At 61.8% G+C, this 13,134-nt stretch carries 12 protein-coding genes, 1 rRNA gene and 1 other RNA gene; 7 read left to right on the forward strand and 7 right to left on the reverse strand.

Annotated elements, in window-relative coordinates:
• Window positions 1-206 precede the first annotated feature (206 nt).
• Window positions 207-323, forward strand: a 5S ribosomal RNA gene (rrf, locus tag DWY95_RS06145).
• Between the two features lie 62 nt (window positions 324-385).
• Window positions 386-904 carry a GrpB family protein gene (locus DWY95_RS06150; RefSeq protein ID WP_118552793.1) on the forward strand — a complete coding sequence of 173 codons (519 nt, stop codon included), beginning with the start codon at window positions 386-388 and terminating at the stop codon, window positions 902-904.
• Window positions 905-972: 68 nt separating this feature from the next.
• Here the strand turns inward: DWY95_RS06150 and DWY95_RS06155 are convergent, their stop codons facing one another.
• A complete protein-coding gene (locus DWY95_RS06155) occupies window positions 973-2,304 on the reverse strand; it encodes an MATE family efflux transporter (RefSeq protein ID WP_118552794.1) in 1,332 nt (443 codons plus the stop codon).
• 197 nt (window positions 2,305-2,501) lie between these two features.
• Entirely contained in the window at window positions 2,502-3,233 is a 732-nt protein-coding gene (locus DWY95_RS06160) for a hypothetical protein (RefSeq protein ID WP_118552795.1), read from the reverse strand.
• 169 nt (window positions 3,234-3,402) lie between these two features.
• Here DWY95_RS06160 and yfcE point away from each other — a divergent pair, with 169 nt between their 5' ends.
• Entirely contained in the window at window positions 3,403-3,948 is a 546-nt protein-coding gene (gene yfcE / locus DWY95_RS06165; RefSeq protein WP_118552796.1) for a phosphodiesterase, read from the forward strand.
• A 42-nt stretch (window positions 3,949-3,990) separates the two neighbouring features.
• Here the strand turns inward: yfcE and DWY95_RS06170 are convergent, their stop codons facing one another.
• Window positions 3,991-4,437 (reverse strand): DUF6773 family protein, encoded by a 447-nt coding sequence (locus DWY95_RS06170; protein ID WP_118552797.1) that lies wholly within the window; start codon window positions 4,435-4,437, stop codon window positions 3,991-3,993.
• A 3-nt stretch (window positions 4,438-4,440) separates the two neighbouring features.
• Complete coding sequence (locus tag DWY95_RS06175; protein ID WP_097792410.1) at window positions 4,441-4,638, reverse strand: helix-turn-helix transcriptional regulator; 198 nt, start codon at window positions 4,636-4,638, stop codon at window positions 4,441-4,443.
• 304 nt (window positions 4,639-4,942) lie between these two features.
• On the opposite strand from DWY95_RS06175, the gene DWY95_RS06180 reads away from it, so the two are divergent.
• Complete coding sequence (locus tag DWY95_RS06180; protein WP_118552798.1) at window positions 4,943-5,200, forward strand: heavy metal-associated domain-containing protein; 258 nt, start codon at window positions 4,943-4,945, stop codon at window positions 5,198-5,200.
• A gap of 20 nt (window positions 5,201-5,220) precedes the next feature.
• Here the strand turns inward: DWY95_RS06180 and DWY95_RS06185 are convergent, their stop codons facing one another.
• The 3 genes from DWY95_RS06185 to DWY95_RS06195 form a co-directional block, all read right to left on the reverse strand.
• On the reverse strand, window positions 5,221-7,728 hold the full coding sequence (locus DWY95_RS06185) for an ATP-dependent DNA helicase (RefSeq protein ID WP_118552799.1): 2,508 nt from the start codon (window positions 7,726-7,728) through the stop codon (window positions 5,221-5,223).
• A 16-nt stretch (window positions 7,729-7,744) separates the two neighbouring features.
• On the reverse strand, window positions 7,745-8,830 hold the full coding sequence (locus DWY95_RS06190) for a hypothetical protein (RefSeq protein ID WP_118552800.1): 1,086 nt from the start codon (window positions 8,828-8,830) through the stop codon (window positions 7,745-7,747).
• Between the two features lie 66 nt (window positions 8,831-8,896).
• Window positions 8,897-9,463, reverse strand: a complete 567-nt coding sequence (locus tag DWY95_RS06195; protein ID WP_118552801.1) for a uracil-DNA glycosylase — start codon at window positions 9,461-9,463, stop codon at window positions 8,897-8,899.
• A 188-nt stretch (window positions 9,464-9,651) separates the two neighbouring features.
• Here DWY95_RS06195 and pta point away from each other — a divergent pair, with 188 nt between their 5' ends.
• From pta to dnaX, 3 genes are all read left to right on the forward strand, one after another.
• Window positions 9,652-10,677 carry a phosphate acetyltransferase gene (gene pta / locus DWY95_RS06200; RefSeq protein WP_118552802.1) on the forward strand — a complete coding sequence of 342 codons (1,026 nt, stop codon included), beginning with the start codon at window positions 9,652-9,654 and terminating at the stop codon, window positions 10,675-10,677.
• Window positions 10,678-11,020: 343 nt separating this feature from the next.
• Window positions 11,021-11,120: signal recognition particle sRNA small type (ffs, locus tag DWY95_RS06205), an RNA gene on the forward strand.
• A gap of 76 nt (window positions 11,121-11,196) precedes the next feature.
• Window positions 11,197-13,089, forward strand: coding sequence for a DNA polymerase III subunit gamma/tau (dnaX, locus tag DWY95_RS06210; RefSeq protein ID WP_118552803.1), 1,893 nt, complete (start codon window positions 11,197-11,199; stop codon window positions 13,087-13,089).
• Window positions 13,090-13,134 lie beyond the last annotated feature (45 nt).

Raw genomic sequence — 13,134 nt, forward strand, 5'->3', positions numbered from 1 at the left:
TCAAAGAGTCAACGAAAAAATGTTAGCAGTGATTATTCAGTTTTGAAGGCACGTCCTTCAATCGCAAGACAGCGAAGTAGATTCTGGGTAAACAACAGATATTGCGATACGCAATCCAACGTTGTGGCCAACGATTGAAAAGTTGGATTGCGGTAAAAAACACTGGACAAACAGTAGACCGTATGGTATACTGAACCAGTCATATGGTCGGTGACGATGACGGTGAGGTCCCACCTGTTCCCATTCCGAACACAGTAGTTAAGCTCACTCGTGCCCAAGATAGTTAGCTGGAAACGGCTTGTGAAAATAGGTAGTCGCCGACTTGAACGAAGCGCTCTAAGAGAAATCTTAGGGCGTTTTTTGTTGCAGAGAGAAGGAGAGAAACATGAGAACAACGCATGTCGTCGTTTTGCCCTATGATCCCAAATGGAACGAGGATTTTTCTGCGATCCGGGCGGAGCTGGAAGCCGCGATGGGGGAGCTGGCTCTGCGCATCGAGCATGTGGGGAGCACCTCCGTGGAAGGAATGTCGGCAAAGCCCTGCATTGATGTGGACGTTGTCATCCAGGACAGGACATGCCTGAAGGCGGCCATTGAGCGGCTTGCATCCATTGGATACGTCCACGAGGGAAACCTTGGCATTGAAGGGCGGGAAGCCTTTTGCTATACCGGCAAACCGCATTTGCAGCTGCATCATCTGTATGTCTGCCCGGCAGATTCCGAAGAACTGCGCCGTCATATCACGTTCCGGGAATTTCTGCGCCAGAATCCGGACGCTGTGAAGTGGTACAGCAGAGTAAAAGAACAGGCTGCACAGCGTTTCCCCGATGACATCGAACGGTATCTGGAATATAAGTCTCCGTGCATTGCGGAGCTTTACCGGATGTGCGGTCTGGAAGAGTGAAACAAAAACCGCCCTGCCGCTGGGAGTGCATCCCAATGCGGCGGGGCGGTCGTGCTTTCAGGGCAGGCTCAGCGCTTTGAGACAGCTCTGTGGTAGACGACGAAGGCGATGGCGGCAGAGCAGGCCTCCGTGATCCAGAAGGCGTGCCAGACGCCGGTGGGGCCAAGGGTGCGGCAAAGCACCCAGGCCAGCGGCATGATGAAGATCACATAGCGGCAGAGGGAGATGACCAGCGAGGGCACCCCCTTGCCCAGACCTTCCAGCGCGCCGGAAGAGGTGGTGGAGACTGCCGAGACAACGAAGCCCAGGCAGATGATGCGCAGGGCCGTGGTGCCGATGGCGATGGTCTCCGGGTTGGAACTGAACAGGCCGATGAGGGAGCCGGAAATGGTCAGGCAGAGGACGGTGCCAATGGCCATGATGGCGGCGCTCAAGCCCAGCGTCAGGTTGTAGAGCCTGGCGACGCGGCCATGCTCCCTTGCACCGTAGTTATAGCCGACCAGTGGGCGCATTCCCTGCACGATGCCATTGGCAGGCAGGTACAGAAAGGTCTGGAGTTTGTAGTAGATGCCCAGAACCGTGACGTAGCTCTGTGAGAAGGCTGCCAGCAGGCCGTTGAGGAAAGTGACCAGCAGGGAGGGCAGGGCCAGATTCAGAATGGCCGGGATGCCGATGGCGTAAAGCTTGCCGTCCAGTGCGGGCTCGAAGTGCAGATACCTGCGGCGCAGCCGGACCGGGAGGTCGGAGGTGGCGTAGCAGTAGAGGTAAATGCAGAGGGTGACGAGCTGGCCGAGGTTTGTGGCCAGCGCTGCACCGGCAATGCCCAGGGCAGGCACCGGGCCAAGGCCAAAGATGAGCACCGGGTCCAGTGCAATGTTGCAGACGCAGCCTGCGATCAGCGCGATCATCGTGGTGTTCATCCGGCCTACGGCCTGGAACATCTTCTCAAAAGCAAGGTCGGCCATGTTGACGATGGAGAACAGGAAGACGATGGTGGCGTAGAGGACGCCCATCGAGACCAGCGACTCCTCCGAGGTGAACCGGCGCAGAAAACCCGGCATGATGGCGATGCCCGCCACGGTGCACAGCAGGCCGTGCAGGATCGAGAGGGCCATGCCGTGGGTGGCGGAGATGTCCGCCTTTTCGCGGTCGCCTGCACCGAGGTGGAGTGCGATCTGTGCGTTGATGCCAATGCCGAAGCCGATGGAGATGGCGTTGACGAGGTTCTGCACCGGGAACACCAGCGACAGGGCCGTCATGGCCTGCTCGCTGATGCGGGCGACGAAGAGGCTGTCCACGATGTTGTACAGCGAGTTCACCAGCATCGAGATGACGTTGGGCAGGGCCATAGAGACCAGCAGCGGGAGCACCGGTCTGGTTTTCATAAAGGTATCGTTCATTTTCTGCTTCCTTTCTGAGGGGATCAAATGGACACGGCCCGCGGTGCCCCCAAAAAGGCGCAAAAAAACGCCACACAATGGGGCGCTTCCGCGAACCATTGTGTGGCGAAAAGTAGCTCTGAAATGAATGCTGTAAAAATCCACACGATATTTTAGGAACCCTAGAATATCACGTTGGAAAGCGATTGTCAAGAGGGTCAGCCGAGAAGCTGGCTCTTGAGGGAAGCGTACATGGCGCTCTTCTGAGCCTTATAAGAGGCCTTGACCTGATCGGCAAGCTCGGTGCTCTGCCCATTTTCCTGAAGCAGGGTGCGCATTTTCTCAACGATCGCATCCACCTGCTTGTCACAGTCGGCTTCGAGCTTCTGAAGTTCACTGCTCTTGCCCATCACGATGGAGACCTTCCGGGTGGCCGTCTGCTTGTCGACAGGCAGAGCGTGATACTCGTCCTTTGCGGACTGGATGGCGCTGTTCAGGCCGCTCTCGGCATTGGCCTTGACGGCGTAGAGTTGGTTGATGAGGGCCTGAAGCTCCACATCGTAAGAAGATGGAGCCTCAGCCGGGGAAGCAGAAGTGGAAGAAGCGGAGGGAGCCTGCGCAGCTGCGGCATCCTCCGGAGAAACCGTGGCCGCATCGGAGGTGCCGGAGGAGGGGAGGTTGAAGTGCTTCTGCTCCAGTTCGGCCAGCGTGGTGCTGCCGGAGATCAGCTCCTCCATCTCCTCATGGGTCAGGGAGGCGAGCAGCTCAGACGTCTGCGCAGCGGTTGCGCCGGTGGCCGTCGTGTCGGAAGACTGGGCGGGTGCAGCAGGAGCGGAAGCGGTTTCGGCGGTGCTGCCTGCCGCGTCCTCTGAACAGCCGGTGAGGAGCACCGTTGCACTAAGGGCCAGTGCGGTCAGGGAGACCAGAGTGTTCCGGGAATGTCTTTTCATATCAAAACCTCGTGGTAAAATCATTTTTTGGAAAAATACAACGCCTATACTGTACCACGATTCCCCCATTTTGGCAAGAGACGATTTTTCGTGGCTGCGGCAAATGCTTGACAGCCCGCAGCGCAGACCCTATAATGGGGCCAACTGAACAGCAAAGGAAGATGGAACGATGAAATGGATGATCGCATCCGACCTGCACGGGTCGGCCAAATACTGCCGCCAGATGGTCGAGGCGTTCGAGCGGGAGGGCGCAGACCGCCTGCTGCTGCTCGGCGACCTGCTCTACCACGGCCCCCGCAACGACCTGCCCGACGGCTACGCGCCGAAGGAGGTCATCCCGCTGCTGAACGGCCTGAAGCCGAAGCTGTGTTGTGTGCGGGGCAACTGCGAGGCTGAGGTGGACCAGATGGTGCTGAGTTTCCCGGTGATGGCGGATTACTGCATCCTGCCGGTGGGGGAAAAGCTGGTCTACGCCACACACGGCCACATTTATAATAAGAAGAATCTGCCGCCGCTGGCACCGGGGGATGTGCTGTTGCACGGCCACACCCACGTCCCGGCATGGGAGAGCTTCGGAGACGGGAACCTCTACCTGAACCCCGGCTCGCTGAGCATCCCGAAGGAAAACAGCCCCCACAGTTATATGACGCTGGAAGACAGCATATTCCAGTGGAAGGAGCTGGCGAGTGGGGAAGTGTATCACGAAATCGTATGATAAACGGAAAAAGCCAGGCATTGCCTGGCTTTTTCCGTTTGTTTACTCTTCGTCCTTCGGGTTATCAAGCTCCTTGCGGCGCTTCTCGGCGACGTGCATACAGACTTGCAGGAGCACAAAGCAGAGAACGCCGGTGATGACACCTGGAATGAGCGCGATCAGCCAATGGCCGTAGGCAAGGCCGGTGACGACAGTGACTGCGACGCATGCAAACAAGGAACCTACCACGTTGGTGGTGGTATTTGCGCAGATGTGGCTGTCCCACAAGCCGTTGCGCAGGCACTCGATGATAGAGTAGCAGCAGCCGGCCATGAAGACAACGAACTCGCCGACCCACTGACTGCTTGGTGTGCGGAGAACGATCTGCACGAGGATGGCGAGGAGCAGCCCTGCCCACAGCAGCCAGAAGCCCCGTGCTTCGATGCGGAGCATGGTTTGCTCCTGCATCTCGTCAAACTGATTTTTCTTGCTGTACAGTGAAAATTTCATCGCTTATTCCTCCCAGAATAATTCGTCCAGTGTTTTGCCCAGGATCTTGCAGATGCTCCGGCAAAGGTTGATGGTGGGGTTGTACTCGCCCTTTTCGATGGCGTTGATGGTCTGGCGGGAGACGCCCGCCGCTTCGGCCAGTGCGCTCTGGGTCAGATCCTTTTCGGCGCGGGCCGCTTTCAGTTTCAGATTTTTCGGCATGTTGTCACCTCGTACAATGGGATGGGAGGGGGCGCTCGTACCCTCTGACCAGAGCATATCACCTGTACGACAAAATGTCAAGTATAATTTACAAAATGTCGGCGATACGGGGTTGCGTTTCGCAGGGAATCGTGGTATGATAGCACTGAAAAAAGAAGGAGGAGCTTCTTACCGGCGGCATTCTGTGCGGGCGGAAGGAGCCGAAGCCTTTTTTATTTCCGTGAAAGTTAGCTAAAACTAACAAAAATGACAAAAACCGGACAGAATGGCCCGGTCTTGATGCGATCCAGAGAGGAGAACCGAAATGGTGGAAACGATCTTGAAAGTCCAAGGGATGATGTGCGGCATGTGCGAGAGCCACATCAACGACGTGGTGCGCAAGACGGCGCAGGTGAGCAAGGTGTCGTCTTCCCACACCAGAGGCGAGACGGTCATCGTCTCGGAGCAGGCGCTGGACATCGAAACGCTGAAACAGGCCATCGCCGCCACCGGCTATACCGTGACCGGTGCCGAGACCAGACCCTACGAGAAGAAGGGCTTCTTCTCGTTCTGGAAGAAATAAAGGCCCGCGGGCAGTTCCGGTCAACGGCTGCTTCCCTGCCCCCAGAAGCGGTCCAGCTCCTCTTTGAGGGCCTCGGTGCCGTTCAGGTACTTGAGGTGCTGCCAGTGGCGGGGGAACAGGCGGGTGTACTCGCTGCGGGCGAAGCGGTCGTCCAGAAGGAGGACGACGCCCCTGTCTCCGGCGGTGCGGATGACCCGCCCGGCGGCCTGCAGCACCTTGTTCATGCCGGGATACCGGTAGGCGTAGTCGAAGCCGGTGCCGGACTGCTCGTCGTAGTAGCGGCGCAGGATCTCCTGCCGGGGGTTCACCTGCGGCAGGCCGACCCCTACGATGGCACACCCGATGAGCCGGTCGCCGACCAGATCGACGCCCTCCCCGAAGATGCCGCCCATCACCCCGAACCCCAGCAGTGTCTGCGCAGGGTCCGGGGTGAATTTTTGCAAAAATGCCGCCCGTGCCGCGTCGTCCAGGCCGCTTTCCTGCACCAGCGTGGCGATGCCCGGATACCGGGCCGTGAAGTCTTCGTAGACCCGGCGGAGGTAGGCGTAGCTGGGGAAAAAGGCCAGATAGTTGCCCACTTTTCCTCCGGCCAGCGCCGCCAGTGCGTCCGACACGGCGGGGATGCTGGCTTCCCGGTCCCGGTAGCGGGTGGAGATGCCGGGCAGGCAGTACAGCCCCAGATGGTCGGGCGGGAAGGGGCTTTCCAGGGCGACGGCGCGGGCATCCGGGCAGCCCAGAACGCCCCGGTAGTAGCCCGGCGGGGTGAGAGTGGCGCTGAACAGCGCCGCCGCCCGCCCGCAGCCAAGGCTCGCGTCCACAAAGGCCGAGGGGTCGAGGCAGAGCAGTTCCAGCTCCAGCTCGCTGCCGCGGGCCGTGAGCTGGGTGACGAAGTGGGTGTCGTACCGGTCAGCTGCGCGGGTGATGTCCTGCACGGCAAAATAAAGTTCCAGCAGCCGGGCGTGGGCGTCGGCATCGGGGTTTTGCTCCAGCCAGTCCTGCAAAGGGGCCTGTAAGGCGTGGAGCGGCTTTAGCAGGGCGTCGGGCAGCTCCCGGAAAAAGACCGTGCCCTCCTGTGCCAGCAGCGGTTCGGGCAGGGCGATGCCCGGCGCAGGGGTCTCCTCCAAAAGGCTGGTCTGCCCGGCGGCGTCCGCTGCGGGCGGGGAAACGCCCCGGCGGGGAGCCAGCACGGCCACCTGCTTCCGCGCTTCGAGAAAGGCCCGGTCGGCGCGGGAAAGGGCCGTTTTCAGGCTGCTTTTGCCCCGGCCGAGGGCGCGTTTGGCGTCGGTGAGGGCAGACTTTGCAAACCCTGCCGAGTACATCGCGCGGGCCCGGTCGGGCAGATTGTGTGCCTCGTCGATGAGAAAGAGCCAGTCGCCCGCTGCATCGAAGAAGCGGTGGAGCCGGACCACAGGGTCAAAGAGATAGTTGTAGTCACCGATGACGACATCGGCCCACGCGCTCAGGTCAAGCCCCAGTTCGAACGGGCAGACCGTGAACTGCCGGGCGGCGGCTTCCAGCGCAGCGCGGTCGAACTGCGGGGCACCGTCCAGCAGGGCGGCAAGGGCATCTTTGACCCGTTCGTAATAGCCGTTGGCGTAGGGGCAGGCTTCGGGCAGGCAGGCGGGATGGCCCTCGGCATCCTTACAGAGGCAGACCTTCTCCTTGGCCGTCAGGGTCACGCTACGCAGGGCCAGCCCCGGTGTGCTGGCGTGGAGCCGCGCGAGGGCATCCTCGGCAGCGGCCTGGGTCGTGCTGCGGGCCGTGAGGTAGAACAGCTTTTCGCCGCTGCCCGCGCCGATGGCCTTGAGGGCCGGGAAGAGGGCGCTCATGGTCTTGCCGATGCCGGTGGGGGCCTGACAGAATAGCCGGGTGCCGTTTTTCTGCCCGCTCCGGCCCGCGATGCAGGCGCGGTAAATCTCGCCCGCCAGTGCCCGCTGGCCGGGGCGGTAGGCCGGGAAGGGGAATGTCAGAGCTGTCAGGCTGGCGGTGCGGGCCTCGGCCCAGGTCATCTGCCGCCGTGCCCAGGGGGCGTACTGCCGCAGCAGGCCGGTGAGGAAGGCGTCCAGCTCCCCGGCGGTGAAGTGCCGGGTGTAGCGGGTGATCTCGTCGGTGTCGATCTGGTAATAGGTCAGCCGGACGCTGAGCCGCTCCAGCCGGTTCTGCGCGGCGTAGATGGCCCCATACACCATACCCTGCGCCCAGTGGCAGGGGTTCCGGTCTTCGGTCAGTTCCTCAGTGGGAAGGGCCGTGGTCTTGATCTCGTCGATGACGACGGTGCCGTCTTCGTTCTGGAAAATGCCGTCGGCGCGGCCTTCCACCACAAACAAAAGGCCCTCCACCTCGCGCTGCGCCGTCAGATAGACCTCGGCAGCGTATCCTTCACCCGCCGCTTTTTGCAGCCTGCGGTGGATGCGTGCTCCCTCGTTGGCGCGGTCGAAGCCGGTGAAGCGGCTGTCGATGCTGCCGGTGCGGAGCAGAAATTCCACCAGCTGCCGGATGGGCAGACGGATCGGTTGAGGGGAGGGCATGAACAGTACCTCGCTTTTACAACATTGCGTTGATCGTTTCCTCCGTCACCTTCTCGACTTCGGCGAAATCGACGGCGGCGCGGTAGTAGGTCTCCAGCTCGTCGTGGCAGCTCTTGGCCTGCGCCATGAGGGCGACGGCCTGATCCAGCAGCTCGGTGGCGGCCCGCTCGTTGAAACGCAGGCGGGCGCGGAATCCGGCCATGTGCTCGCGGTCGAGGAAGCGGGTGCAGCGCACGGCCTGCACACCGGAGATGTGCACCGGGTGCCAGGGGTTATCCGTTAAAAAGGCCAGCCGCAGCGATGGGATGAAGAGATGGTCGATCTGGTCTTCGGGGTGCATGGCGCAGGGGCAGGTGATGATCTGGTAGCCCCGCGCCAGCGCCTCGGCACGGATGAGCTCCAGCAGCAGGCGGGAGATGGCCCCGTAGTCGTCGCGGAAGACGATATACCGGTCGGCCAGTGCCTGCACGGTGCCGTGATAGAAGACCGGCCCCTTGGGCGTGATGGCCGACAGCAGCCGCAGCTCCTCGCCGGGGCGGGCCGTGTCGGGCAGGCGGGGGAGCATCCGGGTGCAGAGGCGTTTGGCGTAGCGGCGCACCTTTTCAAAGTTGGCGCAGCAGGCTTCGGCGCGGCGGCTGTCCAGCAGAAGGCTCCCGGCTGAGGCGATATACCGCGCCGCCCGGCTGCGCAGGGAAGCATTCCGGGCAAAGAGCGCCTTGACTTCCTCACGGTGGAGGGAGAGCTTCCCGGCGTCGATGGTGTGGTACAGGCTCACCACGACCTCGTCGGCACCGGGGGCGTCCGGCTCCATCGTGTGGGGCGCGGTGGCGTCCAGAATGGCCTGCCGCTTTTCCGGGAAGATGACGCCGTCGAGGCTGTCGGGGTCGCTGGCGCAGTGGATCTTCTCGATGCGTTCGCCCTTCTGTTCGGCAGCCTGCGCGATGTGCTTCATCAAGGTGGATTTGCCGCAGCCCGGCCCGCTTTTGATGAGATAGAGCTGCATCCCCGGTTCGTGCCGCAGCGGCTCAAAATAGCCCTTGAACCCGGCGGGCGTGGTGGCTCCGAGGAAAAAATCAACCGAATCGGTCCGGATATTTGTCATAAGGAACACCTCACTTTTGTTCTAGAATATGCAAAACAAAAGGAAAGTGTCACGGCGCGGGGCCGCTCAGTAGGTGTGCTCGCAGACCTCCTGGATCTTCTCCCGCAGGGCCAGAAAGTCGGCGAAGGCGTCCGGCTTGCTGCGGGGCTGGCGGAGAAGAGCGGCGGGGTGGTAGGTGGCCATGAAGAGGATGCCGTTCTTATTGTAGAACTCGCCGTGCTCCCGGACCACCGAAAAGTCCTGCCGGATCATCCGCTGGGCCGCCACACGCCCCAGACAGACCACGATCTTCGGCTTGAGCAGACGGAACTGCTCCCGCAGCCAGGGCATACAGGCTTCGCTCTCGGCGGGCAGGGGGTCGCGGTTCTGCGGCGGGCGGCATTTGACGATGTTGGCGATATAGCAGTTCTTTTTGCGGTCCAGGTCGATGGCGAAGAGGTATTTGTCCAGCAGCTGGCCGCTGCGGCCCACAAAGGGCAGGCCCTGCTCATCCTCGCTCTGGCCGGGGCCTTCGCCCACGAACAGCACCTCGGCGTCCTCGGCACCCTGACCGAACACCACGTTCGTCCGCGTTTCGCACAGCCCACAGCTGCGGCAGGCAAGGCACTGAGCCTTGAGTGTTTCCCATTCCATATTTCGTTAAACCTCTCACAAACTAAATGACATTTTCTTAACGATTGAGCGCTTTATCTTCTGCTACAAAATATACCACAAAATTGCGGTTTTGTCTTGAAGTTTCCAGAGGTTGTGCTAAAATAAAAAAGAAGGGCAGGTCTGTGCTGCCCATGAATAATTGCAAAGTAATTTCGGAGGTAATCACAATGGCTGATATGTTTGCACCGCTGGTGGCCCAGCTGAAGGCGAACCCCAAGACGATCGTTTTTACCGAGGGCAATGACCCCCGCATCCTGGAGGCCGCAAGCAAGCTGCTGGCTGAGGGCGTACTGAAGGTCGTGATGGTCGGCAACGAGGCTGAGTGCAAGGCTGCTGCCGCTGCCGGTGGTTTCGATATTTCCGCTGCTGAGATCATTGACCCGGAGAACTACGCCGGTTTTGATGAGATGGTCCATGCCATGGTCGAGCTGCGCAAGGGCAAGCAGACCGCTGAGGAGTGCACCGCACTGCTGAAGAAGTCCAACTACTTCGGCACCATGCTGGTCAAGATGGGCAAGGCCGACTGCCTGCTGGGCGGCGCCACCTACTCCACCGCCGATACCATCCGCCCCGCTCTGCAGCTGGTCAAGACCAAGAAGGGTGCCCACCTGGTGAGCTCCTGCTTCATCCTGGACCGCGATTGCGGCGAAGAGGGCCTGAAGCGCATCGCCATGGGCGACTGCGCTGTCAACATTGACTACACCGATACCATCGACAAGGCAACCGGCGAGGTCAAGGTTTCTGCTGCTTCCAAGCTGGCTGAGGTCGCTGTCGAGACTGCCAAGACCGCAAAGCTGTTCGGCATCGACCCGAAGGTCGCTGTCCTGAGCTTCTCCACCAAGGGCTCCGGCAAGGGCGGCACCGTCGCTCTGAGCCACGACGCCGTCATCAAGGCCCAGGAGATGGACCCCGAACTGGCTGTCGATGGTGAGCTGCAGTTTGACGCAGCCGTTGCTCCGGAAGTTGCACAGGTCAAGTGCAAGGGCAGCAAGGTCGCTGGCCAGGCCAACACCTTCGTCTTCCCCTGCATTGAGGCCGGCAACATCGGCTATAAGATCGCACAGCGTCTGGGCGGCTATGCCGCTTACGGCCCCATCCTGCAGGGCCTGAACGCTCCCATCAACGACCTGTCCCGCGGCTGCAACGCCGACGAGGTCTACAAGATGAGCCTCATCACTGCCTGCCAGTCCTGAGCTTTTCTGAAGTAAGCATCCCAAGCCCCCGCCGGCCCGCCCGGCGGGGGCTTTTGCGGTTTGTGGGGGGAGCCTCTCAGAGCGCGAGGTGTTGAAAACAAACCTCTCAGGCTGCTTCGCAGCCAGCTCCCCTAGCAGGGGAGCCCTTGGCAGGCAGGGCCAGCCCTGCTGTCCGCATGGGCCCAATTGGGCGCAAAGCGCCGGGCCCTGCTCTCATTGGCAGCAACTGCAGTCCAGCGTTCACAACAGAGAAGGGCTTGCAATCTCCCTCCCGATATGTTATAATAATCAAGCACAAATTGTGCCTTGTCGGACAGCGCCTGCTGCGCGGTTCGACATACGGATGCGGGCCCTGTACGATGGGGCCGCTGTGAACCAGGTCAGGTGGGGAACCAAGCAGCCTTAAGCGGTGTGCCCTGTGCGTTTCAGTCAGCCTGCATTCGTATGTCGAGCTACGCAAGGCGGGGGTCAAACCCCGTCAGCGCTGTCCGTTTTTTATTGCAGAAAGGGGAGAAGCGGATGTATCGCGCGTTATACCGCAAGTGGAGGCCCCAGCGCTTTGAGGACGTGGTGGCGCAGCGCGGCATCGTGACGGCACTGCGCAACCAGATCGCCGCCGGCCGCGTTGGCCACGCCTACCTGTTCACGGGGGTGCGCGGTACGGGCAAGACCACCTGCGCCAAGATCTTCGCCAAGGCGGTCAACTGCCTGCACCCAAACAACGGCGACCCCTGCGGTACGTGCGAGATCTGCCGCGGCATCGACAACGGCAGCATTCTGGATGTGGTGGAGATGGACGCGGCCTCTAACAACGGCGTGGACGATATCCGCGACCTGCGCGACGAGACCGCCTACACCCCCAGCGCCTGCCATTATAAGGTCTATATCATCGACGAGGTGCACATGCTCTCAACAGCGGCGTTCAATGCGCTGCTGAAAACGCTGGAAGAGCCGCCCGCCCATGTCATCTTCATCCTGGCGACGACCGAGATCCAGAAAGTCCCGGCCACCATCCTGTCCCGCTGCCAGCGGTACGACTTCACCCGCATCGGGCCGGAGGATATCGCCCAGCGGGTGGAGTATATTGCCGGGCAGGAGGGGCTGGAGCTGACCACCGAGGGCGCGGAGCTGATCGCCCGGCTGGCCGATGGTGCCATGCGCGATGCGCTGTCCATTCTGGACACCTGTGCAGGCGTGACCGCCAAAGTGGACGCCGACGTGGTCCGCCGGATGGCAGGCGTCACCGACCGGAGCTATCTGTTCCGCATCTCGGACGCCATCGCGGCGCAGGACGCTCCCACCGCGCTGGCTCAGCTGGCCCAATTGCGGCAGCAGTCGGTGGATGTGAAGCGCCTGACCGAAGAACTCATCGCCCATTACCGCGCCCTCATGCTGGCGGCGCTGCCCGGCGGGCAGACACTGCTCTCCGGTGTGTCGCCGGAGGAAGAGACCTGCTACCTCGAAAAAGGGCCGCAGCTGGGCCAGAAGGAGGCCATCCGGGCCATCCGCACCTTGGGCAACGCCCTCGAACACATGACCCGCGGCAGCGACCAGCGCATTGAGCTGGAGCTTGCCCTCTTCAGCCTGTCCGAGCCGCCCCAGATGATGCAGCGGGCAGCGGTGGAAGCCGCACCCCGCCCGGCGGCCCCGCAGGAAACGCCCCGCCCCTTTGCGGCAGCGGCCCCGCCGCAGCCCTTTGTGAGCGTTCCGGTGGCCCCGGCAGCTTCTGCTGTGGAGTCCGCCGCACCGGTAACACAGACCGCGCTGGAGACGGCCGCGCCGGAGACGGCCGCGCCTGCCTCCATGGCAGACCCGGAACCGCAGCCGGAACCTCTGGTCAAAGCGGCCCCCACCGAGGACGACCTGCCGCCGCTTCCGGAGGAACCGCCGGTGCAGGACGCTGCCCCGCTGCCCTGGGATGAACCGGCCCGGCCTGCACCTCCGGCCCAGCCCGAAGCGGCTCCGTCCACGTCGGCAGAAAAACCGGCCCCGGCCCCGGTGCAGCCCAGCGCCGAGCATCCGGCAGACCCCGCCCTCAACAAGCCTCGCAGGGTGGCGGCAGAGGGGATCAACCCCTTCCCCCAGTGGGACGAGGTGGTCCGGCTGCTGCAGGAAAAAGACCCCATGCTCTACACCTACCTCAAAAAGTCGAAGGGCTACTTCGACGGGACCCGCGTCCTCATCGACGGCGGAAAGACCTTCCGGGACTTCATCCGCGCCAATAAGGACAGCCAGCGCCTCATCAAGAAGCTCATCGCGCAGGTGTCCGGCGTAGCCGTGCCCATCGGCCCCTACGAGCCGAAAGCTGTCCACCGCTCTGCCACCAACGCCGAGGAATCCCTCCGCCGTCTGGAACAGCTGGGCGTGGATGTGAGCATTGAGGAGAGTGCGAAACCTCTCCGTCATCGCTGACGCGATGCCAGCTCCCCTAAAAGGGGAGCCCTTGGCATATCGGGC

The organism is Faecalibacterium sp. AF28-13AC (genome assembly GCF_003478405.1).
In the GTDB taxonomy this organism is placed as follows: domain Bacteria; phylum Bacillota; class Clostridia; order Oscillospirales; family Ruminococcaceae; genus Faecalibacterium; species Faecalibacterium prausnitzii_E.

Excerpts from the sequence above, each read along its gene's own strand:
- DWY95_RS06150 (WP_118552793.1), top strand. The coding sequence starts at position 386 with ATGAGAACAACGCATGTCGTCGTTTTGCCCTATGATCCCAAATGGAAC.
- dnaX (WP_118552803.1), top strand. The coding sequence starts at position 11,197 with ATGTATCGCGCGTTATACCGCAAGTGGAGGCCCCAGCGCTTTGAGGAC.
- DWY95_RS06180 (WP_118552798.1), top strand. The coding sequence starts at position 4,943 with ATGGTGGAAACGATCTTGAAAGTCCAAGGGATGATGTGCGGCATGTGC.
- DWY95_RS06195 (WP_118552801.1), bottom strand. The coding sequence starts at position 9,463 with ATGGAATGGGAAACACTCAAGGCTCAGTGCCTTGCCTGCCGCAGCTGT.
- DWY95_RS06160 (WP_118552795.1), bottom strand. The coding sequence starts at position 3,233 with ATGAAAAGACATTCCCGGAACACTCTGGTCTCCCTGACCGCACTGGCC.
- yfcE (WP_118552796.1), top strand. The coding sequence starts at position 3,403 with ATGAAATGGATGATCGCATCCGACCTGCACGGGTCGGCCAAATACTGC.
- DWY95_RS06190 (WP_118552800.1), bottom strand. The coding sequence starts at position 8,830 with ATGACAAATATCCGGACCGATTCGGTTGATTTTTTCCTCGGAGCCACC.
- pta (WP_118552802.1), top strand. The coding sequence starts at position 9,652 with ATGGCTGATATGTTTGCACCGCTGGTGGCCCAGCTGAAGGCGAACCCC.
- DWY95_RS06155 (WP_118552794.1), bottom strand. The coding sequence starts at position 2,304 with ATGAACGATACCTTTATGAAAACCAGACCGGTGCTCCCGCTGCTGGTC.
- DWY95_RS06175 (WP_097792410.1), bottom strand. The coding sequence starts at position 4,638 with ATGCCGAAAAATCTGAAACTGAAAGCGGCCCGCGCCGAAAAGGATCTG.
- DWY95_RS06185 (WP_118552799.1), bottom strand. The coding sequence starts at position 7,728 with ATGCCCTCCCCTCAACCGATCCGTCTGCCCATCCGGCAGCTGGTGGAA.
- DWY95_RS06170 (WP_118552797.1), bottom strand. The coding sequence starts at position 4,437 with ATGAAATTTTCACTGTACAGCAAGAAAAATCAGTTTGACGAGATGCAG.